Origin of the sequence: Streptomyces longhuiensis, assembly GCF_020616555.1 — a bacterium.
In the GTDB taxonomy this organism is placed as follows: domain Bacteria; phylum Actinomycetota; class Actinomycetes; order Streptomycetales; family Streptomycetaceae; genus Streptomyces; species Streptomyces longhuiensis.
Genome location: NZ_CP085173.1, coordinates 7,308,742 through 7,329,942, shown reverse-complemented (window position 1 = coordinate 7,329,942; position 21,201 = coordinate 7,308,742). Strand labels below are relative to the sequence as shown.

Here is a 21,201-nt window from a genome sequence, read left to right as displayed (position 1 = left end):
TGGTGCCGGGCGGGGTGAGGCGGTGCCGGGCGCGGGGAGTCGTCAGCGCGGCGGGCGGCGGATGGTGCGCACCGTGCGGGCGTACGCGGGCCGGCCGATGACGTGCCAGAGCACACGGGCCGGGAAGGGGAGGCCGGCGAGCATCGACCTGCGCTCCGCCCGATCGGCCTCCTCCAGCGCCATGCCGAGGAAGAACAGGAGCTTGGGCTTGGGCGCACTCGCCGCGAAGTGCTCGCCCATGGCGTTCCACTCGGCGCCGGTCAAGTGCCGTGCGGCGAGCGGGAGCAGCGACTGCTCCTCCTCGTCGAGGTGCTCCACCAGGACCGTGCGGTGTTCACAGAGCACCGCCGTGAGCGCGTCCCGCTCCGCCTCGCCGGCCGTGCGCTCCCAGGCGGGCAGTGCCTCATCGACGCCTCTGAGGGTCTCGGCCACCCGGTCGTGCTGCGCCTCCATGCGCAGCACCACATCGGCTTCGAGGTCGACGCGGGCCAGCAGGAGCGGCCAGAGATGCTCGTCCTCGCCGGTGTGGTGGTTGTGCAGGCCGAGACGGTAGGTGCGGATGTGCTCCGCGAGGAACCGGGCCCGTGCGGTGTCTCCGGGGGCAACCGCTGCGACCAGTTCGACCAGCAGGCGGGCCTCGCGGCGCAGACCGCGGTGAATGACGACCATCTCGTGGGTGTTCGGGACCTCGGTGACCGTGTGTGCGTTCGTCGTCTCCATGGCAAGAGCGTCGCCAACTGGACGTGGAGGGCGCTTGGAAGGCACTTGGAGGGGTCGCGCGAGCGCCTCGGGCGGGTGGTCCGTAAGCAGCTCGGGCGGGTGGTCCGCAGGCCGTTCAGGCGTGTGGTCAGCAGGCGGTTCGGGTCGGGTGCTCCGCAGACGGCTCGGGCGGGTGGTCCGCAGGCCGTTCAGGCGGGTGGTCAACAGGCGGTTCGGGTCGAGTGCTCCGCAGACGGCTCGGGCGGGTGGTCCACAGGCCGTTCAGGCGAGTGGTCAACAGGCGGTTCATGCCGGGCGCTCCGCAGACGGCTCGGACGGGTGGTCCACAGGCCGTTCAGGCGAGTGGTCAACAGGCGGTTCATGCCGGGCGCTCCGCAGACGGCTCGGGCGGGTGATCCGCAGGCGGTTCAGGCGAGTGGTCAACAGGCGGTTCGGGTCGGGTGATCCGCAGGCGGTTCAGGCGAGTGGTCAGCAGGCGGTTCATGCCGGGTGCTCCGCAGACGGCTCGGACGGGTGATCCGCAGGCGTCTCGGGCGGGGTGGTCCACAAGCACCTCGGCCTTGGTGGCCTGCAGGCGGCTCAGGCGACGACCTCCGCAAGCGCCTCAGGAGTGCAACAGGCCGCAGCCCCGGCCAGGTTCGCGCCAGGCCGTCGTTCGGTGTCGTCCGGCCGTCGTCCGGTCTCGTCCGGCCGTCATTCGGTTTTGACCGGGCGGAAGCCGCTCGGACCCGTCTACGTTGTACGGCGTCATGGTCTACATACGCGTGCTCGGGTCCTTCGCGGCCGAACGGGACGGCGAGGCGATCCCGCTCGGCGGCCACCGGCAGCGTTCCGTCCTGGCCCTGCTGGTGTCCGCGCGTGGCGGGGTCGTCTCCGTCGACCGGATGATCGAGGAACTCTGGCAAGGGGCCGCCCCGACCCGGGCGGTGGCCTCGCTCCAGGCGTACGTGTCCAACCTCCGCCGCCTCCTCGAACCGGGCCGTGCCCCACGCGCGGCGGCACGCCTGCTGGTGAGTTCCCCGCCGGGGTACGCGCTGCGGCTGCCCGGGGACGCGGTCGACGCATGGCGCTTCGAGCGACTCCTGGAGGAGGCGCGCAGCCATGCCGCCGCCGAGCCCGGGACCTCCAGGAAGCTGCTCAGGGAAGCACTCGCGCTGTGGCAGGGCCCGGCCTACGCGGAGACCGCCGACGAACCGTGGAGCCACGCGGAGATCACGCGGCTGAGCGAACTGCGCCTGGCTGCACGGGAGATGACCCTGGCCATCGGGCTGCGGGGGCAGGACGTCGCCGGTGTCGTCTCCGAGGCTGCGCTGCTCACCCGCGACGAGCCCCTGCGCGAGGAGGCCTGGCGTCTGCACGCGCTGGCGCTGTGGGCCGCCGGACGGCAGGCCGACGCGCTGGCCGCGCTGCGCCGAGCGCGTCACGTGCTGGCCGAGGAAGTGGGGTTGGACCCCGGCGCCGCCCTGGTCGCGCTGGAGAGCGCGATCCTCACCCAGGACGAAAGGGTCCTGCGCGAGGCCACGTCCCCGGTGCCGGAAGCAGCACCCGCACCGCCTGCGAAGCCGGCCCGTACGTCATCGGCTCCCCGCCCGGGCCACCCGGCCGCGCTTCGCGGGGTGGACGACGAACCGGCGTCCGGGCACGGCGACGCGGGCGAACCGGACCTGTTCGTGGGACGGGACGAAGAGCTGGCGCTGCTGACGGCGGCGGCGGAGCGGGCGCTCCCCCTCGGACCGCGGATCGCCCTGGTCACCGGCGAGGCGGGACTCGGCAAGTCGGCGCTGCTGGACCGCCTCGGCGACCGGCTGCGCCGTGCCGGGTGGCGCGTCGCCTTCGGCCGCACCACCGACGCGGAAGGTGCGCCGCCGGCGTGGGCCTGGGTCGAGGCGCTGCGCGGCGTCGCCGCGGGCGCACCGCCCCGGCGCGAGACGGCCGCCGCCCTCGCACCGCTGCTCTCCGACGAGCAGCAGCACGGCGCCGAACCGCCCGCGTCGGGCGGCGAGTCGGAGGCCGGGCGGTTCCGACTGCACCGCGCGGTGTGGCAGTGGCTCGGGGCGACCGCTCTGGAACGGCCCGTCTGCATCGTGCTGGACGACCTGCACTGGGCGGACGCCGAGACACTCGCGCTGCTGGCGGGGGCGGCGGACGTGCCGTCGGGGACACCCCTCCTGGTGGTCTGCGCGTACCGGCCCGACGAGGTGGCGGGCCGTCTCGCCGACACCCTCGCGGCCCTGGCCCGGCGCTCTCCCGCGCGGGTGGCGCTGCGCGGCCTCGCCGAACCGGCCGTCGCCGAGGTCGTCCGTGCGCTGGGCGGCCCGCAGCCGGACCCCGAGACGGTGGCCGCGCTCACCGAACGCACCGGCGGCAACCCCTTCTACGTTCGTGAAAGCGCCAGACTCCTCGTCAGCGAGGGCACCCTCGTGGCGCTGTCCGACGTGCCCGAAGGTGTACGGGACGTGCTGCGCCGCCGGCTCGGCCGGCTCCCCGAGGAGGCGGTGGCCGTACTGCGCCTCGCCGCGGTGGCCGGACGGGAAGCAGGCGTCGAGGTCCTGGTCGCGGCGGCGGAGAGCGCCGAGGACGGGGTGCTGGCGGCGCTGGAGGCCGGGCTGGTCGCCGGGCTGCTCGTCGAACCCGCGCCAGGCCGCGTCCGCTTCGCGCACGCGCTGGTGCGCGACACACTGCTGGCCGATCTGAGCCTGCTCCGCTCCACCCGGATGCACGCGCGGATCGGGGCATCCCTGGAAGGGCTCGCCCCGGACGACGTGTCCGGCCTCGCCCACCACTTCGTACGGGCCGCCTCCTCGGCGACCGCGGCGAAGGCCGTGGCCTACTGCCTGCGCGCGGCCGACCTCGCCGAGGGGCGCTACGCGCACGACGCCGCCGCCTCGCTGCTCGCCGACGCCGTGGAGAGCTTCGGGCGCATCCCGGTGGCGTCCGGGGAAGCCGGGACAGACAGGGACGCGGAACTGACCGGGCTGCTCGGCCGCCTGGTGCGGGCCCAGGTGCGCGCAGGTGCGGTGGCGGCTGCCCGCACGACGCGCCGTACCGCGATCGACCACGCCGTCGGCGCGGGGCGTGACGATCTGCTGATCCGCGCGTTCACGGCCTGGTCCGAGCCGACACCGTGGCAGACGCGGCCCTACGGCATGGTCGACGAGCCGGTCGTGGCGCATCTGGAACGCCTGCTGGAGCGGCCCGGTCTGGAACCGGCGTTGCGGTGCCGCCTGTTGGTCGCCCACACGGCCGAGCTCTCCGACGCCCGGCTGCCGCGGGTGCGGGACGCGGCGCGCGAGGCCGTGGCACTGGCGGACGACCTGGGCGACCCGGTGCTGCGGGCGATGGCCGGCGCGGCGCTGGTCCGCGAGCTCGACGCGGATCTGGAATGGCGTGAACGGGCTCGCCTCGGCCGCGAACTTGAGGTGCTCGGCACCGCGCACGACCTGCCCGTCCACCGCTGGTACGGGCTGTTCATCCGCTCCACCGCCGTGGCGGCCCAGGGTGACGCGGCCGGGGTGCAACAACTCGTCGAGGAGTACGTGGAGTTCGCCAGGGCCTACCGGATGCCCGGGGCGTCGGCCGTGGGCGCGTGCGTCGAGGCGACGCTCGCGCACATCGAGGGCCGCACCGACGAGGCCGAGGTCATGTACGAGCGGGCTGCCGCCCTGATGGCCCGGCAGGGTTCACCGCACGCGCGGGGCTACCACGCGCTCGCCGTCGCGACGCTCCGGGCGAACCAGGGGCGGCTGGGCCGGTCCCTGCCGTGGGCCCGGCAGCTGTACGCCGAGTTCGGCCCGATGACCGCGGACATCCTGGCGGCCGCGCTCGCCGAGGCGGGAGAGGCAGCGGAGGCCCGCGCGGTCCTGGCGCAGGCCGGACCGCTGCCGGCGAACTACTTCTTCAAGGTCTTCGGCACGTTCCGCGCGATGACCTTGGTGGCGCTCGGGGAGACGCGGGGCGCCGAGGAGTTGTACGCGTCCCTGCTGCCCTACCGGGACGCCCCGCCGCCCTCCTCGGGCTTCACGGTGGCGACCCGGCCGGTCGCGTACACACTCGGTGAACTGGCCCTGCTCCTGGGCCGGAAGGGCGATGCCGCCGCCCATTTCGCGCGGGCGACGGCCGTCGCCGACCAGTGGCACAGCCCGTGGGGACGCAGCCGCGGCTAGCCGGCCGGGGTGGTCTCCGGCGCGAGGCTGTCCATGAACGAGCTGACGGAGAACACGGCGCGGCCGGCGCCCGCGGGGCCGTAGCCGGGGGGCGAGGAGAGGCCGTACTCCTCCATCGTGTTGCGGTAGGCCTCCAGGAGCCGGATGTGGTACTCCAGCGGCGCGCCCTGCGGATTGGCCTTGCCGAGCGGGGTGGTCGGCTCGGGGCACCACGTGGTGAAGCGGGGCGTGATGCCGTGCGACATGAAGAAGCGCAGGCCCTCGGTGGTGGAGGCGATGGCCTCGTCGACGGTGGTGAAGCCGGAGGGCTCGGCCATCTCGACGCCGGCCACGAAGTTCGGGATCACGTTGCGCGCGCCGAAGACGTCCGCCGAGTCGAGGATGCGCTTGTGCCACTCGTCGCGGCCGACGTAGCGCTCCTTGCCGGGGCAGTACAGCTCGAACAGGCGGCGGTCCCACACCTCGTAGTTGGGGTGGTAGATCTGCACGCCGTAGTCCTTGAAGCGCTGCACGTCGTCCTTGGGCAGCGCCTGGGCGACGACCTTGCCGATCCAGCGGCCGGGGAAGTGCTCCTCGATGGCCTTGGCGTACAGGCCGTAGAAGTCGGCCTCGTCGCGGCCCTGGAGCTTGGAGGTGATCGCGCCGCCGGTGAGCGTGTAGGCGGTGGACGCCTTCGTGGTGTCGTACTTGTCGATGATCTCGAGGGCTTCGAGAACCTCGTCGACGTCCTTGACGCCGGTGTACGGGCGGCCGGCCGCCTTGTGCTGGCGCCAGTTGTGGTTGATGTCGCAGTACTGGCACTCCTCCTTGGCGCCGAAGTACTGGCAGACGCGGAAGACGGTCAGATAGATCAGGTAGCCCCACTGGATCGTGGGGGCCACCTCCATGACCGACTTCCCGTTGGAGAGCTTGTGCCGGTAGTACTCCGGCATCGGCGGGACGCCGACGTCCGAGATCCGCTTCCCGTCCAGGTAGAGGCCGAGCATCCCGTCCTCGTCGGCCGCGACCCGGTAGGGCGACGACGGGTTCACGCGGACCGAGACGACCGTGCGCCGCAGGTCGTACGGGCCGCCGGTGAGGATGATCTCCTCCGGCGGGCGACGCAGCGCGGCCTCGCCGAGCTCGGGGAGTGTGCCGTGGTCGAAGGAGAAGATGAAGTACGACTTCGGCTTGACGTCACCGGACTCGTTGTCGCTGAGCGCGGACTTGTCGAACGCCACGCCGCCGCGCAGCAGGTCCTCCTTGAACACCGCTTCCCGCGGTACGTGCGGGAAGCGCTCCATCAGGTCCTCGACCAGCGCCGTGCGGCTCTGCATCCCGTACTCCTCGCTCCCAGAATCAGTGCTCGAGAACTCACGGTATGCCCCCGCTTGCCGGTCAGCCCTGCCGGGTCCCCGCGCGCGCCACGATGTGGGCCGGCGCGGTGATGCCGGGCGGCAGCAGCGGGTCGGCGGTGGGGGCGCCCCAGCGGGAGGTCAGGGGCAGGGTGCCGGCCCACAGGCCGAGGGCGGCGTCGGGCCCGTCGCCGTCGTCGGGTGCGCCCGAACGGATCTTGACGGAGGCCTCGTCGAGGGGCAGCACCAGGAGGGTGGTGGCGGCCAGTTCCTTGCGGCTGGGCCGGCGGGCGTAGGTCCACTGGCCGGGGGTGGCGTGCTCGGTGAGGCGGCGCAGGCCCGCGAGTTTCTCGTCGGGGTCGGTGACCGTGCGCGGTACGCCGTGGATCATCGCGCTGCGGTAGTTCACGCCGTGCTCGAAGACGGAGCGGGCGAGGACCAGGCCGTCGACGTGGGTGACGGTCACGCATATCGGCGCGTCGGGTTCGGCGGCCAGGCTGCGGCTGGCCACCGATCCGTGCAGGTAGAGCCGGGTGTCGTCGCGGCCGTAGACGGTGGGGACGACGACAGGGCGGCCGTCGACGAGGACGCCGAGGTGGCAGACGAACCCCGCGTCGAGGATCGCCTCGAGGTCGGAGCGTTCGAGGCTGCCCTGCTCGCGGAGCCTGCTGTGGCGGGTGCGGTCGGTCTGCGGGAGCGTGCGCGACAGCGTTGTCGCGTTCTCGGTCTGGGTCATGCGGTCGGACGCTACTCCGTGGTGATCACCTCCTCGCGGGCGGGGACTTTTGACAACCCCTTTTCAAACCCCTTGTCGAAAGAGAGCGGGCGGCCGTAGCGTCGAAGCGGGCCGCGAGGGCCGCAGGGAGGGGACACGGTGAAGCGCACATCCCGCGACATCAGGACGGCGAACCGGTACGCGGTGCTGCGCCACCTCATCGCCAAGTCCCCCGCTTCCCGGGGCGAGTTGGCGGAGGCGACCGGGCTCAGCCAGGCGACGGTCGCCACGCTCGTGGGGGAGCTCACCGCGCTCGGCCTGCTCGTCGAGGTCGGCTTCGAGGAGTCCGCGGGCGGGCGTCCGCGCTCGCTGGTGGCGGTGGACGCGGCGGGCGGCGCGCTCGTCGGCGTCGACGTGGCGGAGACGTACGTACACGTGGAGCTCTTCGATCTCGCGCTGGGTGTCGTGGCGCGCGCCGAACAGGAACTGCGGCCCGGCGAGTCCGCCCCGGAGGACGTCGTCGGCCGGATCGCGGCGGCGGTGGGGGCCGTGGTCGCCGCCGCGGACGCGCGCCGCCCGCCGCGGGTGCTCGGGGTGGGCGTCACGATGCCGGGGCAGGTCGACCGCGAGCGCGGCGTCGCGGTCCGCGCGTCGAACTGGGGCTGGCACGACGTGCCGCTGGCCGCGCTGCTCGGCAAGCGGCTCCCCTACCCGGTCCACCTCGACAACCCGCTGCGGGCGGCGACGGTCGCGGAGCTGTGGTTCGGTGCCGCGCGCGGCCGCGACGACGCCGTAGTGATCAACCTCGGTACGGGCGTCGGCGCGGGCCTCGCGCTCGGCGGCACCCTGCACCGCGGCGTCACGAACAGCGCCGGCGAGTGGGGTCACACCACGCTCGTGCTCGACGGGCGGCCATGCCGCTGCGGCGGCGCCGGGTGCGTGGAGACGTACGTGGGCGCGCCCGCCATCATGCGGACCCTGCGTGAACTCGCCCCGGACAGTGCGCTGTTGACCGACGAGGACCAGACCACCACGATCGGCGCGCTCGGCCGCGCGGCCGCCGACGGCGACCCGCTGGCGCTGCGGGTCGTCCGGGAGACCGCCCGCCATCTCGGCGCCGCCGTCGCGGACCTGGTGAACCTGCTCAACCCCGAAGTGATCGTGCTCGGCAGCTGGGTGGCGGCCGCGCTCGGTACGCCCCTGCTGACCGAAGTGCGCGAGGCCGTCGCGCGGAACGCGCTGGGCAGCCCGTTCGCGGCCACCGAGATCGTCCTGTCCCCGATACCGACCGACTCCGTGAGCCTGGGCGCGGCGACCTTCGCCCTGGAAGGCGTGCTGTCGTCGCCGGGCCTGACCGGCACCACCCTCACCCCGCACACGACCTGACCGCCAAGGAGAACGATGTCCCTCCCCGAGGTGTCCCTCCCTGAGGACTCCGCACTCCCCTACTACGAGCAGGTGTCCCCCGGGACCGGCGGTGTCGCGCCGCGCTCCTGGTACGCCGCCTCCGACGCCAAGTTCCTTTCCCTGGACGGCCCGTGGCGCTTCCGCCTCTCGGCGACGGTCGACGCGCACGACGAGTCCTTCGCGCTACCCGGCCACGACGCGTCCGCCTGGACGGATGTGACGGTGCCGGGGCACTGGGTGCTCCAGGGCGAGGGGGCCCACGGGTCACCGGCGTACACGAACACCGTCTACCCGTTCCCCGTCGACCCGCCGCGTGTCCCGACCGAGAACCCGACCGGTGACCATCTGCGCGTCTTCGACCTGCCGGACGACTGGCCCGCGTCGGGGGCGGCCGTGCTGCGCTTCGAGGGGGTCGAGTCATGTGCGCGGGTCTGGCTGAACGGCGAGGAGCTCGGCGAGTTCAAGGGCTCGCGACTGCCGCACGAGTTCGCGGTCGAGGGGCTGCTGCGCGCGGAGGGCAACGTCCTGGCCGTACGCGTCCATCAATGGTCGTCCGGCTCGTACCTGGAGGACCAGGACCAGTGGTGGCTGCCCGGCATCTTCCGTGGGGTCACGCTGCTGCACCGGCCCGACGGCGCGGACGCCGACTTCTTCGTCCACACCGCGTACGACCACCGCACCGGGAAGGGCACGCTGCGGGTCGAGGCGAGCGCGGGAGGGCGTGTGACCGTGCCCGAACTCGGCGTGGAGGTCGGGGCGGGTGAGCCGGTGACGCTGCCGGTGGAGCCGTGGACGGCCGAGACGCCGCGCCTGTACGCCGGTGAACTGGCCACGCCGGGCGGGGAGATCATCCCCTTCCGCGCCGGATTCCGTACCGTCGCCGTGGAGGACGGCGTCCTCAAGGTCAACGGGAGGCGGATCCTCTTCCGCGGCGTCAACCGGCACGAGTTCCACCCGGAGCGCGGCCGCGCCGTGGACGAGGAGACGATGCGCCACGACGTCCTCCTCATGAAGCGGCACAACATCAACGCCGTGCGGACCTCCCACTACCCGCCCCACCCCGCCTTCCTCGACCTGTGCGACGAGTTCGGCCTGTGGGTGATCGACGAGTGCGACCTGGAGACGCACGGCTTCACCCACGAGCGGTGGCGGCGCAATCCGGTGGACGACGAGCGCTGGACCCCGGCGCTCCTCGACCGGGCGGCCCGCATGGTGGAGCGCGACAAGAACCACGCGTCGGTGATCATCTGGTCGCTCGGCAACGAGTGCGGCACGGGCGCGGGCCTGAGCGCGATGGCCGGCCTGATCCGCGACCGCGACCCGTCCCGCCCGCTGCACTACGAGGGCGATCCGTCGTGCGCCGACACCGACGTCTACTCACGGATGTACGCGGACCACGCCGAGGTCGAACGCATCGGCCGGTACGAGGACGAGGGCCCCGAGGCGCGCCGCGCACTCCCCTTCATCCTGTGCGAGTACGCGCACGCGATGGGCAACGGACCCGGCGGACTCTCCGAGTACCAGCGCCTGTTCGAGACGCACGACCGGCTCCAGGGCGGGTTCGTCTGGGAGTGGATCGACCACGGCCTCGCACACGGGCGGTACGGGTACGCGTACGGCGGTGACTTCGGCGAGGAGCTGCACGACGGCAACTTCGTGTGCGACGGGCTCCTCTTCCCCGACCGCACCCCCTCGCCCGGACTCGTGGAGTACAAGAAGGTGATCGAGCCGGTCCTGATCGAGGGCGACGGCACGGCCGGCACGGTCCGCGTCACGAACCGCCACGACTTCGCGGACCTCGCCGCGCTCACCTTCACATGGTCCTACGAGGTGAACGGCGCGCCGGTGGAGTCGGGCCCGCTTCCCGTGCCCGCGCTCGCGCCCGGCGAGAGCGCGGACGTCAAGCTGCCCGCCCCGCCGGACGCGGCGCGGGGCGCGGAGACGCAGTGGACGGTACGGGCCGCGCTCGCCGACGACACCGCGTGGGCGGACCGGGGCCATGTGGTCGCATGGGGCCAACTCCCCGTCTCGGGCCGGCAGTCGGTGGTTCCCGCGGGCGGGGTGTCGCCGGTGCGGGACGCGGAGGTCATCACGCTCGGCCCGGCCGTCTTCGACGCGCGTACGGGCGAACTGCGGAGCGTCGGACGGGTGCCGGTCACCGGGGTGCGCCTGGACGTGTGGCGGGCGCCGACGGACAACGACAACGGCGCCGACTGGCAGGCGGACCGGCGGTTCAGCCTCCTGTGGCGCGCGGCCGGGCTGCACCGCATGCGGCACCGACTCGACCAAGTCACCCTGGAATCAGGCGCGTTGACGGTACAAACCCGGGTGGCCCCCGCGGCCGGGCAGTTCGCGCTCGGCACGGAGTACCGCTGGACGGCCGACGAGGCGGGCCGTCTGACCCTGACGGTCTCGGTGACCCCCGAGGGCGACTGGACGGTGCCGCTCCCCCGCCTGGGAGTCCGCCTCGGCCTGCCGTCGTCCGCGACGCAGGCGCGCTGGTTCGGCGGCGGCCCCGGCGAGGCCTACCCGGACACGCGTGCCGCGTCGCGGCTCGGCCTGTGGGAGGCGTCCGTCGACGAGCTCCAGACCCCGTACGTGCGCCCGCAGGAGAACGGTGCGCGCGCGGATGTCCGACGGGCGGAGATCGGCGGCCTGCGGATCGACGGCGAGCCGGAGTTCTGGTTCACGGCCCGCCGCTGGACGAGCGAACACCTCGACGCTGCCGGGCACCGCACGGACCTGGTGCCCGGTGACATGGTGTGGGTGAACCTGGACCACGCCCAGCACGGCATCGGCTCCCAGTCCTGCGGCCCGGGCCCGCTCCCGCAGTACGTGCACGAGGTGGCCCCGGCCACGTTCGCCTTCACGTTCTCGGCGGCGGGCTGAGCCGGGGGCGAACACCGGAAGGTCCGGCTCCGCGCTCGGTTCGATCACGTCTGGGACACGAGGGGTCCGCAGGAGCCGGCGGCGCCTCAGCCTGACGGTGTGGAGAGACAGCGCGGTGGATGCCTGCTCAACGGCTGTGTGACGTTGCTCGTCCTGGCCCTGGCCCTGGTCGCGTACGGCTGGTGGCGGCTCGAAACCGCCCCGGGGCGTACCCGGGCCAGGGCCGAGGACGACGTCACGCGGGCCGCCGCCTCGACGCGGACCCAGCTGTCGGCGGCGGCCGCCGGAGGCACACTGTTCGAGACGGAGCTGGACCGCGTGTTCCGCAAGAGCCCGGACGACGGCTGGGCCGAGAAGCGCGAGGGCGGGCACGTCACCGTCACCGCGCTCCTCACCGGCAGCACGGGCGTATGGATGGGGACCGTGACCGCCCACGGCTGCTACGAGTTCACCGTCACCCCGGCCGCCGCACCGCCCCCGGTCCGCGAGCACGAAGTCCCGGACGAGCGGTGCGAACGGCTGCCCTCGCGCCCCGTCCGCGAACCCGCCGACGTCGCCCGCGACCTGACCGCCGAGCTCCGCGCGACGGCGTCGAAGGGGACCGCCGGCGACTCCGCGCGCTGGACGATCCTGACGTCGACCCCCGGGGTGCGGCTCCAAGACCGCGCGTACGAGGGCAGCGGGGCGGCGCAGGTCACCGTGGCGCTCGTCTGGCTGGACGGCGGGAGCGGGCCGCGGGGCTGGGACTGCTACGAGTTCCGCGTGCGGGCCCCGCGCACCGCCACCTTCAAGTCGCTGAAGCCCGACGGCTGTCACCGGATTCAGCGAGAGCGGGACGCGCAGTCGGAGGCGGCCCGACGGGACCAGCTCGACGAGGTGGCCGGAAGGATCCGGCGGGCGCTCGCAGGCGCGGTGGCGGGGGACGGCAGGCTCACCGACGCCGAGACACGGCGGGTGTTCGCGCTCCGGCAGGAGGACGCGGTCACGTCGGGGCAGGTCCTGGCGAACCTGACGCACACGGACCGCTCGGCGGACGGGTCCCGGATGACCCTGACCGCCCGCGTGAACGGGTTGCGCAGCATGCCCTGGTACGAGGGCTGCTACGCGTTCCGGGTCGACCTGCGCGCCCGCTCGGTCACGGCCCGTACGACGACCAAGACCTGTCCTGTGCCCGGGAGTTGACGGTACGGGCAGGCCGGAGTCGATCACGAGCCCATGCTCGCAGGGGCTAGGTTGTTGTCCCTACAACCACCAGCTACGAGGGATGGCCTCATGGGCGACGACGCTCCCCAGCACGACTCCGCCGAGCAGCTGCACCAGCGGATCGACAGCTCCAGGGCGCACCCGGCGCGGGTGTACGACGTCTTCCTCGGCGGCAAGGACAACTACGCGGCCGACCGGGAAGCGGCGGCCGCCGCCCTCGCGGCGAACCCGCGCGGCTACCTCGACGTGCGGCACAACCGCGACTTCATGCGGCGCTCGGTGAACTACCTGACGCGCGAGGCGGGCCTGCGCCAGTTCCTCGACATCGGCACGGGCCTGCCGACGCAGGAGAACGTGCACCAGGTCGCCCAGCGCATCGCCCCCGAGGCGCGGATCGTCTACGTCGACAACGACCCCGTCGTCCTCGCGCACGCCCGCGCCCTCCTGGCGAGCGGCCCTCAGGGCGCGACGGCCTACATCGACGCGGACCTGCGCGACCCGGCGAAGATCCTCCAGGACGCCGCGAGCACCATCGACCTGGACGCGCCGATCGCGCTCGGTCTCGTGGCGATCCTGCACTTCATCGAGGACGCGGAGGCGTACGACATCGTGCGCGCGCTCGTGGACGCGCTGCCGGTGGGCAGTGCCCTGTTCCTGAGCCACCTCACCTCCGACCTGAACGCCGAGAAGATCGCCAAGGTGGCCGAGACGTACCACGAGCGCGGCTTCACGTTCGTGCTCCGCTCGGCGGACGAGGTGCGCCGGTTCTTCACGGAGAACGGCCTGGAGATCGTCGAGCCGGGCATCGTGCCCGCCCATCACTGGCGGCCCGACCACGTCGCCGACCATGACACCGACCACGCCGCCGCCGGCCGCGACGAGGCGTACGTGGCGAGCCTCGACCCGATCGAGCGGACGATGTACCGCGACATCAACGACGTCACCGACGACGACATCAACGTGTACGCGGCGGTGGCCTTCAAGCGCTGATCCCGTACGGGATCCGACAGGGTCGGCGTCGTTCGGGGTTAGCGTCGTCGTATGACGTCACCTCCTCTTGCCGAAGCCCTCGCCGCGGGGCCTGTCGTCCTGGACGGCGGGCTGTCCAACCAGCTGGAGTCCGCCGGGTACGACCTGAGCGACGAGTTGTGGTCGGCGCGGCTGCTCGCCGAGCGGCCCGAGGCGATCGTGGCCGCGCATCTCGCGTACTACGAGGCGGGGGCCTCGGTGGCGATCACGGCGAGCTACCAGGCGACGTTCGAGGGGTTCGCGCGGCGCGGGGTCTCCCGTGAGCGAGCCGCCGAACTGCTCGCCCTGAGCGTCGAGTCGGCGCGCGAGGCGGCCCGGCGCGCGGAGGCGAAGGGGGTGCGGGGTCCGCTGTGGGTGGCCGCGTCGGTGGGCCCGTACGGGGCGATGGCGGCCGACGGTTCGGAGTACCGGGGCCGCTACGGCCTGACGGTGGCCGAGCTGGAGGCCTTCCACCGGCCTAGGCTCGACGCCCTCGCCGCGGCCGGGCCGGACATCCTCGCCCTGGAGACCGTGCCGGACACCGACGAGGCGCGGGCGCTGCTGCGGGCCGTGCGGGGGCTCGGCGTCCCTGCGTGGTTGTCGTACAGCGTCGCCGGTGACCGCACCCGCGCCGGGCAGCCCCTGGAGGAGGCGTTCGCGCTCGCCGCCGACGCGGACGAGATCGTGGCGGTGGGCGTCAACTGCTGCGCCCCCGAGGACGTCGAACCCGCGGTGGCGCTGGCCGCGCGCGTCACGGGGAAGCCGGTGGTGGCCTATCCGAACAGCGGCGAGTCCTGGGACGCGCGGGCGCGCGGCTGGCGGGGCGCGGCCACGTTCACCGCGGACCGCGTGGCCGGCTGGGAGCGGGCCGGGGCGCGGCTGATCGGAGGATGCTGCCGGGTGGGCCCTGACCGGATCGCGGCGCTGGCTGACGCCGTACGTCACTGAGCGGCGCGGGTGGCCTCCCGGGCGGCCCGCGCGTAGTCGCGTACGAGCGGCCGCAGGTCGCCGTCGCGCCAGGCAAGCGCCAGTCGGGAGGGTGAGATGCCGCGTACGGGGCGGGTCACGACGCCGCCGAGCGTGATGAGCGCCGCGTTGCCCGCCGCGACCAGGCACACCCCGAGCCCGCCCACGAGCGCCTCGTACGTCTCGTCGGTACCGGCGATCTCGGCGCCGACGCGTGGCGGCGTGCCGTCGCGGGCATCCGTGGCGAGCCAGTGGTCCCGCAGCGCTCCGGCGCTGCGCGGCAGCGCGAGGAACGGTTCGTCCGCGAGGTCCGCGAAGTCGATCTCGTCCAGGGCCGCGAGGCGGTGGGTCTGCGGGAGGGCGACATGCCGGGGCTCCTCGGCGACGACGACCCACCGGTAGCGGTCGGCGTCCTGGAGCGGCAGCCACACGAACGCGACGTCGGCGGTGCCGTCGGCGAGCCCCGCGGTCGCGTCGTCCCAGCCGAACTGGCGCAGCCGGATCCTGGCGCTGGAGTGGGCCTCGGTGAAGCGTGACCGGACCGCGGGGAGCAGCCCGCCGCGGCCGGGGCTCGTGCTCATTCCGACGACCAGCGTGGCCAGTTGCTCGGCCTTGGCGCGTTCCACCGCCGCGGCGCCGGTCTCCCACGCGGCGAGGACGGCGCGCGCGTGCGGCAGGAGCGCGGTGCCGGCGGGGGTGAGCCGCACGCCCTGCCGGTCCCGGTCGAACAGTTCGGTGCCGAGCTGCCGCTCCAGCATCCGGATCTGCTTGCTCAGCGCGGGCTGAGAGACGTAGAGCCGCTCGGCCGCGCGGGTGAAGTGCAGCTCCTCGGCCACCGCCACGAAGTAGCGCAGATCTCTGCCGTGTACGTCCATAACCATCAGTTATCACGCCGGGTCTTGGACCGGCCACCGGTTCCGGCGCCATGGTTGATCCAGAACAGCACGGCACGGCACGGCACGGCAGCGGGAAACCATTCTTTTCACAGGGAGTTCGAGATGGCGAAGGTATGGCTGGTCACCGGGGCGAACAGCGGCTTCGGGCGGGCGATCACCGAGGCGGCGGTCGCCGCCGGTGATGTCGTCGTGGCCACCGCGCGCAACGCGTCGGCTCTGGACGACCTGGTCGCGGCCCACCCCGACCAGGTCGAGGCGCTCACTCTGGACGTGACGGACACGGCCGGCATCGGCACGGCGGTGACGGACGTCGTCACCCGGCACGGCCGGATCGACGTCCTGGTCAACAACGCGGGCCGCAGCCACGTCGGCGCCGCCGAGGAGACCACGGACGCGGAGCTGCGCGGCCTGTTCGACGTGCACTTCTTCGGGCCTGCGGCGCTGGTCCGCGCGGTCCTGCCACACATGCGGGCGCGCCGCTCGGGGGCCATCGTGCAGATGAGCAGCATGGGCGGGCAGATGTCGTTCGCCGGGTTCTCCGCGTACAGCGGGACGAAGTTCGCGCTCGAGGGCTTCTCGGAGGCGCTCGCGGCCGAGGTGGGGCCGCTCGGCATCAAGGTCCTCGTCGTGGAGCCGGGCGCGTTCCGCACGAGCCTGTTCGGCAACACCAGCGTCTCCGAGGAGCTCGACGACTACGCGGCCACCGTCGGACCGACCCGGCGCATGGTCGGCGGCGGCGACGGCGAGCAGCCCGGCGACCCGGCGAAGGCCGCCGCCGCGATCGTGACCGCGCTCGATGCGGGCGTGACGCCGCTGCGGCTGCCGCTCGGCGACGACGCGGTGGAAGCGGTCGTGGGCCACCTCGACGGCGTGCGCGCCGAGATCGGTGCCTGGGAGAAGGTGGCGCGGGCCACCGCGTTCAGCGACTGAGCGGGACGCGGCGGAGCGGTGTCCGATTCGTTCAAGACCGGCGCGGGGCGCGTGCCTACGGTGGGGCCATGACCGAGATCACCGCACGTCTCGACGCCGTGGGCGTCGTCGTCTCCGACATGGCCGCAGCCGTCACGTTCTACCGCCGCCTCGGCCTCGCGTTCCCCGAAGGGGCCGAGGAACAGCCGCACGCGGAGGCCGTCCTGCCCGGTGGCCTGCGCGTCCTGCTCGACACCGAGGAGACCGTGAAGTCGTTCCACCCGTCCTGGCGGGCGCCGGCACGTGGAGCCTCCCGGCACGGGCTGGCCTTCGACTGCGGCGACGCGGCCGGGGTGGACGCCGTCTACGAGGGGCTGCTGGCCGCCGGGTACGACGGAGAGCTCAAGCCGTGGGACGCGTTCTGGGGCCAGCGGTACGCCGTGGTCCTCGACCCGGACGGGAACGGGGTCGACCTGTTCGCACCGCTGGCCACCACCTCCTCGTAGACGGCGCCCGCCCGGCTAGGAGGCGTTCGCCCGGCGCTTGCGCACCCCGTCGAGCAGCCGGGCGCGCTGTGCCTCGGACGTCGCGAGGTCGACGCCGACGAGGGCGAGGGCCGTGGCCCCGTCGAGCACCGCGAGGTCGGCGCCCGGGGTCTTGCCGTGGGCGGTGAACTCGGGGGTGTGCTGCTTGGCACCGCCCGTGTCGTAGCCGACCGTCGGGTGGATCGAGGGGATGCGCTGCGAGACGTTGCCCATGTCGGTCGACGCCATCGTCTCGCCGTGCAGCGAGGTGACCGTACGGCCCAGATCAGCGGCGGCCCTCGCGTAGGACCGGGTCATCTCCTCGTCCTGGCGCAGGTCGGCGAAGTCCCTTCCGTGCGCGCTCACTTCGAGCTCGGCGCCGGTGGCGAGCGCGCCCGCCTCGAAGCACGCCCTGACCCGCTGCCAGGCCTCGGCGAGCTGCTCCACGGTGCGTGCCCTGACCTCGTAGCGGGCGGCGGTGCGGGCCGGGATGACGTTCACGGCCTGGCCGCCGTCGGTGACGATGCCGTGCACGACGACGCCGGGCGGCAGCTGCTGGCGCAGGAGGCCGACGGCGGTCTGGGCGACGGTCATGGCGTCGAGCGCGTTGACGCCCTCCCAGGGGGCGAGCGCGGCGTGCGAGGGCCTGCCGCGGTAGGCGAGGTCCCAGGCGCCGATGGCCAGTGAGGAGGCGCCGACGGTGTCGTCGGAGGCGGCGTGCACCATCATCGCGGCGGCGACGTCGTCGAAGATCCCGGCGTCCATGAGAAGCACCTTGCCGCCGATGTCCTCCTCGGCGGGCGTGCCGATCAGCTTCACCGTGACGCCGAGTTCGTCGGCGACGGCGGCGAGGCCGAGGGCGGCGCCGACGGACGCGGCGCCGTTGACGTTGTGCCCGCAGGCGTGGCCGATGCCGGGCAGGGCGTCGTACTCGGCGCAGAACGCGATGACGAGGTCGCCGATGCCGTAGGTGGCGAGCACCGCCGTGGGGAGGTCGCCGGCGCCGCGGGTGACGGTGAATCCGGCGCTCTCCATGAGGTCGGCGATCCGGGCCGCGGCGCGGTGTTCCTGCAGGGCGGTCTCGGGGTCGTCGTGCAGGGCGTGGCTGAGGGCGACGACCGGCTCGCGCCAGTTCCGTACGGCGCCGGTCACGGTCTTGTGCGCGGTCGGGGTGTCGGTCATGCGAGGTCTCCGGTCGGGGCGAGGTGCGGTACGGGGGTGGCGGCGTCGGCGCGGGGGGCGCGGTAGCGCAGGGCGAGGGCCGTGCCGACGACGGCGGCGCACGCGCACGCGCCCCAGCCCCACAGGTAGCCGGACTCCGCGATGCGCGTGGTGCCGCGCACGGCGTGGGCGGTGAAGAAGCCGCCGATCACGGCGGCGCCGATGGCCGCGCCCAGGGAGAGGGCGAGTTCGTTGAGGCCGACGGCGAGCGCGGTCTCGTGCTCCTCGACGACCTCCGCCGACAGGGTCCGCGTGATCGACTCGAAGAGCCCGGTGGCCAGGCCCACGACAAGGGCGGAGGTCACGTACTGGGCGAGGCTGTCGTGGAAGAGGGCCATGCCCAGGAAGCCGAGCGCGACGAGGACACCGCCCGTGGCGAGCACGGCGCGGTCGCCGATGCTCCGGGCGAGACGCGGCGTCAGCGTGGATCCGGCGAATCCGGCGACGACCATGGCGAGCGAGATCGTGGCGATGGCCTGCGGGCCCATGTCCATGCCGTAGCCGTTCTCGGAGCGTGAGGAGCCGAGGAAGAGGGCGTTGGCGCCGAGGAAGCCGATCGTGCCGAACGAGGCGCAGAACGTGTAGCCGCTGACCACCGCGAGCCGCGGGTTGGCCAGCATGCGGACGCTGACCAGCGGGTTCTCGGACCGGCGCTCGACAGCCACCCAGGCCGCCAGGACGGCGACGGCCACGGCGGCGAGCCCGATCGTGCGCGCCGATCCCCAGCCCCACGAGCTGCCCTGAGCGAGGACGAGGACGAGCGCGACGAGGCCCGCGGTGAGCAGCGTCGCCGCGCCGTAGTGGAAGCGGCCGCCACGCGGGATGTCGCTGTCCGGCAGGACGAGACCGGCGACGACGGCGAGCAGGGCGACGGGGACCGCGGTCCACAGGCCCGCCTCCGCGTGGCCCTCGCTGAGCGCGCCGGCCACGAGCCCGCCGACGCCGATCGCGATGAGCAGGACGCCCACGAGCAGCGAGATGCCGGTGCGGTTCTGCTCGGGGGCGCGGGAGCGGAGGATGCCCACGAGGAGCGGGAAGAAGCCGACGAGGGCGCCCTGGAGGGTGACGCCGACGGCGAGGGTCACGGCGGACGGCCACGCGGCGATCAGGAGGGAGCCGCCCGCCACCATCGCGAGCGCCACCCGCAGCAGCCTGCGGTGTCCGTGCAGGTCACCGAGCCGGGACAGCAGCGGCGTCAGTACGGCGCAGGCGAGCTGGAAGAGCAGGTAGATGTTGTTCTGCCCGACGGTGCCGATGTGCAGGCTCCGGCCGACCTCGGGGAGGAGCGGGGTCAGATAGCCCTGGACGATGCCGCTGAACAGGACGACGACGGCCATCGTCGCGACCATGGCCGGGCCGGAGCCCACCGCTCTGGGGTCGCGCCCCGTTCCCGTTGTGTGCGTGGACACAGCTTCACCTCTGCATCTTCTGGTGGCCGGAACCGAATGTGGTCGCTACTGTGCGGGCCGAGGCACGGACGGCCCCGAATATTCATGGATTCGTACGTACGGAGTGCTTGTGATGCGAGAAACGGTCACGGCCAGCGAGCTGGACCTGGCTCTGGTGAACGCCCTCCAGCTGCGGCCCAGGGCGTCCTGGTCGGAGCTCTCGCCACTGCTCGGCGTGACGGCGGGCACGCTGGCGCGGCGCTGGGACCGGCTGACGCGGGCGGGGCTCGCCTGGGTGTACGCGGCACCGGGCCGCGAGTTCAGCCGCAACCGCTGCACGGCGTTCGTGCTGCTGCGCTGCCTGCCTCAGGAGCGGTCGAGGCTGCTCGCCCGGCTGAGCGCGCTCCCGGAGGCGGTGACGATCGAGGTGACCGCCCCCGGCAGCTCCGACCTGCTCCTCGACGTGCTCTCCCCCGACCTGCCCTCGCTCAGCCGCTTCCTCACGCAGGAGCTGGACCAGCTGCCGGGGATCGTGTCGGTCAGCGCCCTGTTCGCCACGTCGCTCTACGTCGAGGGCAGTCGCTGGCGGCTGCGCTCCCTCGACCCCTCGCAGATGACGGCGCTCGGCAGCGTCACGGCGGCGCAGGAGCCGGCGCGCGGGCTCGAACTCGACCCCGTGGACCGGGCCCTGCTCGGAGAACTCGTCCGCGACGGGCGGCTCGGCCTCGCCGAACTCGCCGAGCGCACCGACACCAGCCCGCCCACCGTCCGCCGCAGGCTGCGCCGCCTCACGGACTCGGCGGTCCTGACGTTCCGCTGCGACATCGCGTCCGCGCTCGCCGGGCACCCGGTCCCGGTGTCACTGCTCGGCCGGGTCCCCGCGCGGGACATCGGCACCGTCCACCGCACGCTCGCCGCGCTCCCGGAGTGCCGGCTCGTCGCGGCCGTCACGGGGCCCGCGAACATCTTCGCCACGCTGTGGGTGCACGACCTGGGTGACATCCAGCGCCGCGAGACCGCGTTGTGCGCCCGCCTGCCCACGCTCACGGTGACGGACCGCATCGTCGGCCTGCACACCGTCAAGCGCATGGGGCATCTGCTCGACGAGGAGGGGCGCCGGGTCGGGATCGAGCCGATCTCGCCCTGGTAGGCGCGGCGGCCCCGTCAGACGAGGCGGGTCAGCGGAACGCCCGCCAACCCCCTGACGTCGCGTGCCAGATGGGCCTGGTCGGCGTACCCCGCCCGCGCGGCCGTCTCGGCGAGCGGCACTCCTGCGCGGGCCAGCGCGAGGGCGCGTTGCAGACGCAGGACGCGGGCCAGGGTCTTGGGTCCGTAGCCGAACGCGGCGAGGGAGCGCCGGTGCAGGCTGCGGGCGCCGAGCCCCGCGCTGTCGGCGGTCTCGGCGACGGTGCGGCCCGCGTCCAGCGACGCCACGATGTGCGCCAGGACGGCGTCGGGCGGCGCGGCTCCCCGTTCGAGGGCCACGGCTTCGAGGGCGGCCGCCGGGTCGGGTGCCGCGTCGACGCGTTCGGTCAGGCGCCGCACCTGGTCCGACGGCCACAGGTCGGCGAGGTCGACGCGCCGGTCGCGCAGTTCCTGGGCCGGGACGCCGAGGACGGCGGGCGCGGTGCCGGGGAAGAAGCGGATGCCGGCGAACCGGGTGGCACCGCTGATGCCGGGCCGGTACGCGCGCGTGTCGGGTCCGGCGACGAAGAGGCGCCCCTCGGTCCACAGCAGGTCCATGCAGCCGTCGGGCAGAACGTCCGGTTCGGTGCTTGGGCCGTCGACGTCCGGGGTGACGGTACGGGTCCACAGGACCGCGCCCGCCACGCTCGGCGCCGCCCGCTCCCGGTACACG

Annotated in this window: 16 protein-coding genes; 9 read left to right on the top strand and 7 right to left on the bottom strand. The window is 73.6% G+C overall.

The window, feature by feature from the left end; all coding sequences use genetic code 11:
• Positions 1-42: 42 nt before the first annotated feature.
• Entirely contained in the window at positions 43-720 is a 678-nt protein-coding gene (locus LGI35_RS33545; RefSeq protein ID WP_227298032.1) for a hemerythrin domain-containing protein, read from the bottom strand.
• A 749-nt stretch (positions 721-1,469) separates the two neighbouring features.
• Here LGI35_RS33545 and LGI35_RS33540 point away from each other — a divergent pair.
• A complete protein-coding gene (locus LGI35_RS33540) occupies positions 1,470-4,883 on the top strand; it encodes an ATP-binding protein (RefSeq protein ID WP_227298031.1) in 3,414 nt (1,137 codons plus the stop codon).
• Here LGI35_RS33540 and LGI35_RS33535 read toward each other — a convergent pair.
• Together LGI35_RS33535 and LGI35_RS33530 are read right to left on the bottom strand one after the other, a co-directional pair.
• Positions 4,880-6,199: a radical SAM protein gene (locus tag LGI35_RS33535; protein ID WP_227298030.1), complete on the bottom strand. Its 1,320-nt coding sequence runs from the start codon at positions 6,197-6,199 to the stop codon at positions 4,880-4,882. The two genes, LGI35_RS33540 and LGI35_RS33535, sit on opposite strands and share 4 nt — an antisense overlap.
• Before the next feature lie 61 nt (positions 6,200-6,260).
• Positions 6,261-6,953: a pyridoxamine 5'-phosphate oxidase family protein gene (locus tag LGI35_RS33530; RefSeq protein WP_227298029.1), complete on the bottom strand. Its 693-nt coding sequence runs from the start codon at positions 6,951-6,953 to the stop codon at positions 6,261-6,263.
• A 138-nt stretch (positions 6,954-7,091) separates the two neighbouring features.
• Here LGI35_RS33530 and LGI35_RS33525 point away from each other — a divergent pair, with 138 nt between their 5' ends.
• The 5 genes from LGI35_RS33525 to mmuM all read left to right on the top strand — a co-directional run bounded on the left by LGI35_RS33525 (position 7,092) and on the right by mmuM (position 14,387).
• Positions 7,092-8,318: an ROK family transcriptional regulator gene (locus tag LGI35_RS33525; protein ID WP_227298028.1), complete on the top strand. Its 1,227-nt coding sequence runs from the start codon at positions 7,092-7,094 to the stop codon at positions 8,316-8,318.
• 15 nt (positions 8,319-8,333) lie between these two features.
• On the top strand, positions 8,334-11,228 hold the full coding sequence (locus LGI35_RS33520; RefSeq protein WP_227298027.1) for a glycoside hydrolase family 2 TIM barrel-domain containing protein: 2,895 nt from the start codon (positions 8,334-8,336) through the stop codon (positions 11,226-11,228).
• Between the two features lie 99 nt (positions 11,229-11,327).
• Positions 11,328-12,410 (top strand): hypothetical protein, encoded by a 1,083-nt coding sequence (locus LGI35_RS33515; protein ID WP_227298026.1) that lies wholly within the window; start codon positions 11,328-11,330, stop codon positions 12,408-12,410.
• Between the two features lie 90 nt (positions 12,411-12,500).
• Complete coding sequence (locus LGI35_RS33510; RefSeq protein ID WP_227298025.1) at positions 12,501-13,421, top strand: SAM-dependent methyltransferase; 921 nt, start codon at positions 12,501-12,503, stop codon at positions 13,419-13,421.
• 51 nt (positions 13,422-13,472) lie between these two features.
• The gene (gene mmuM, locus LGI35_RS33505) at positions 13,473-14,387 is read left to right on the top strand and encodes a homocysteine S-methyltransferase (protein ID WP_227298024.1); all 915 of its coding nucleotides are present in this window, start codon (positions 13,473-13,475) and stop codon (positions 14,385-14,387) included.
• Here mmuM and LGI35_RS33500 read toward each other — a convergent pair.
• The gene (locus tag LGI35_RS33500) at positions 14,381-15,286 is read right to left on the bottom strand and encodes a LysR family transcriptional regulator (RefSeq protein WP_227298023.1); all 906 of its coding nucleotides are present in this window, start codon (positions 15,284-15,286) and stop codon (positions 14,381-14,383) included. The genes mmuM and LGI35_RS33500 overlap by 7 nt on opposite strands.
• Positions 15,287-15,403: 117 nt before the next feature.
• Here LGI35_RS33500 and LGI35_RS33495 point away from each other — a divergent pair, with 117 nt between their 5' ends.
• Both LGI35_RS33495 and LGI35_RS33490 read left to right on the top strand, forming a co-directional pair.
• Positions 15,404-16,231: an oxidoreductase gene (locus tag LGI35_RS33495; protein WP_227298022.1), complete on the top strand. Its 828-nt coding sequence runs from the start codon at positions 15,404-15,406 to the stop codon at positions 16,229-16,231.
• A gap of 77 nt (positions 16,232-16,308) precedes the next feature.
• Entirely contained in the window at positions 16,309-16,716 is a 408-nt protein-coding gene (locus LGI35_RS33490) for a VOC family protein (protein ID WP_227300633.1), read from the top strand.
• Positions 16,717-16,731: 15 nt separating this feature from the next.
• Here the strand turns inward: LGI35_RS33490 and LGI35_RS33485 are convergent, their stop codons facing one another.
• Positions 16,732-17,916, bottom strand: a complete 1,185-nt coding sequence (locus LGI35_RS33485; RefSeq protein WP_227298021.1) for an amidohydrolase — start codon at positions 17,914-17,916, stop codon at positions 16,732-16,734.
• Complete coding sequence (locus LGI35_RS33480) at positions 17,913-19,364, bottom strand: MFS transporter (protein WP_227298020.1); 1,452 nt, start codon at positions 19,362-19,364, stop codon at positions 17,913-17,915. The genes LGI35_RS33485 and LGI35_RS33480 overlap by 4 nt, the downstream gene beginning before the upstream one ends.
• A gap of 112 nt (positions 19,365-19,476) precedes the next feature.
• Here LGI35_RS33480 and LGI35_RS33475 point away from each other — a divergent pair, with 112 nt between their 5' ends.
• Complete coding sequence (locus LGI35_RS33475) at positions 19,477-20,493, top strand: Lrp/AsnC family transcriptional regulator (RefSeq protein WP_227298019.1); 1,017 nt, start codon at positions 19,477-19,479, stop codon at positions 20,491-20,493.
• A gap of 14 nt (positions 20,494-20,507) precedes the next feature.
• On the opposite strand, the gene LGI35_RS33470 is transcribed toward LGI35_RS33475, so the two are convergent.
• On the bottom strand, positions 20,508-21,200 hold the full coding sequence (locus tag LGI35_RS33470; RefSeq protein ID WP_227300632.1) for a DUF6597 domain-containing transcriptional factor: 693 nt from the start codon (positions 21,198-21,200) through the stop codon (positions 20,508-20,510).
• Between the last annotated feature and the right edge of the window lies 1 nt (position 21,201).

Excerpts from the sequence above, each read along its gene's own strand:
- LGI35_RS33540 (WP_227298031.1), top strand. The coding sequence starts at position 1,470 with ATGGTCTACATACGCGTGCTCGGGTCCTTCGCGGCCGAACGGGACGGC.
- LGI35_RS33545 (WP_227298032.1), bottom strand. The coding sequence starts at position 720 with ATGGAGACGACGAACGCACACACGGTCACCGAGGTCCCGAACACCCAC.
- LGI35_RS33520 (WP_227298027.1), top strand. The coding sequence starts at position 8,334 with ATGTCCCTCCCCGAGGTGTCCCTCCCTGAGGACTCCGCACTCCCCTAC.
- LGI35_RS33510 (WP_227298025.1), top strand. The coding sequence starts at position 12,501 with ATGGGCGACGACGCTCCCCAGCACGACTCCGCCGAGCAGCTGCACCAG.
- LGI35_RS33475 (WP_227298019.1), top strand. The coding sequence starts at position 19,477 with ATGCGAGAAACGGTCACGGCCAGCGAGCTGGACCTGGCTCTGGTGAAC.
- mmuM (WP_227298024.1), top strand. The coding sequence starts at position 13,473 with ATGACGTCACCTCCTCTTGCCGAAGCCCTCGCCGCGGGGCCTGTCGTC.
- LGI35_RS33495 (WP_227298022.1), top strand. The coding sequence starts at position 15,404 with ATGGCGAAGGTATGGCTGGTCACCGGGGCGAACAGCGGCTTCGGGCGG.
- LGI35_RS33530 (WP_227298029.1), bottom strand. The coding sequence starts at position 6,953 with ATGACCCAGACCGAGAACGCGACAACGCTGTCGCGCACGCTCCCGCAG.
- LGI35_RS33485 (WP_227298021.1), bottom strand. The coding sequence starts at position 17,916 with ATGACCGACACCCCGACCGCGCACAAGACCGTGACCGGCGCCGTACGG.
- LGI35_RS33535 (WP_227298030.1), bottom strand. The coding sequence starts at position 6,199 with ATGCAGAGCCGCACGGCGCTGGTCGAGGACCTGATGGAGCGCTTCCCG.
- LGI35_RS33500 (WP_227298023.1), bottom strand. The coding sequence starts at position 15,286 with ATGGTTATGGACGTACACGGCAGAGATCTGCGCTACTTCGTGGCGGTG.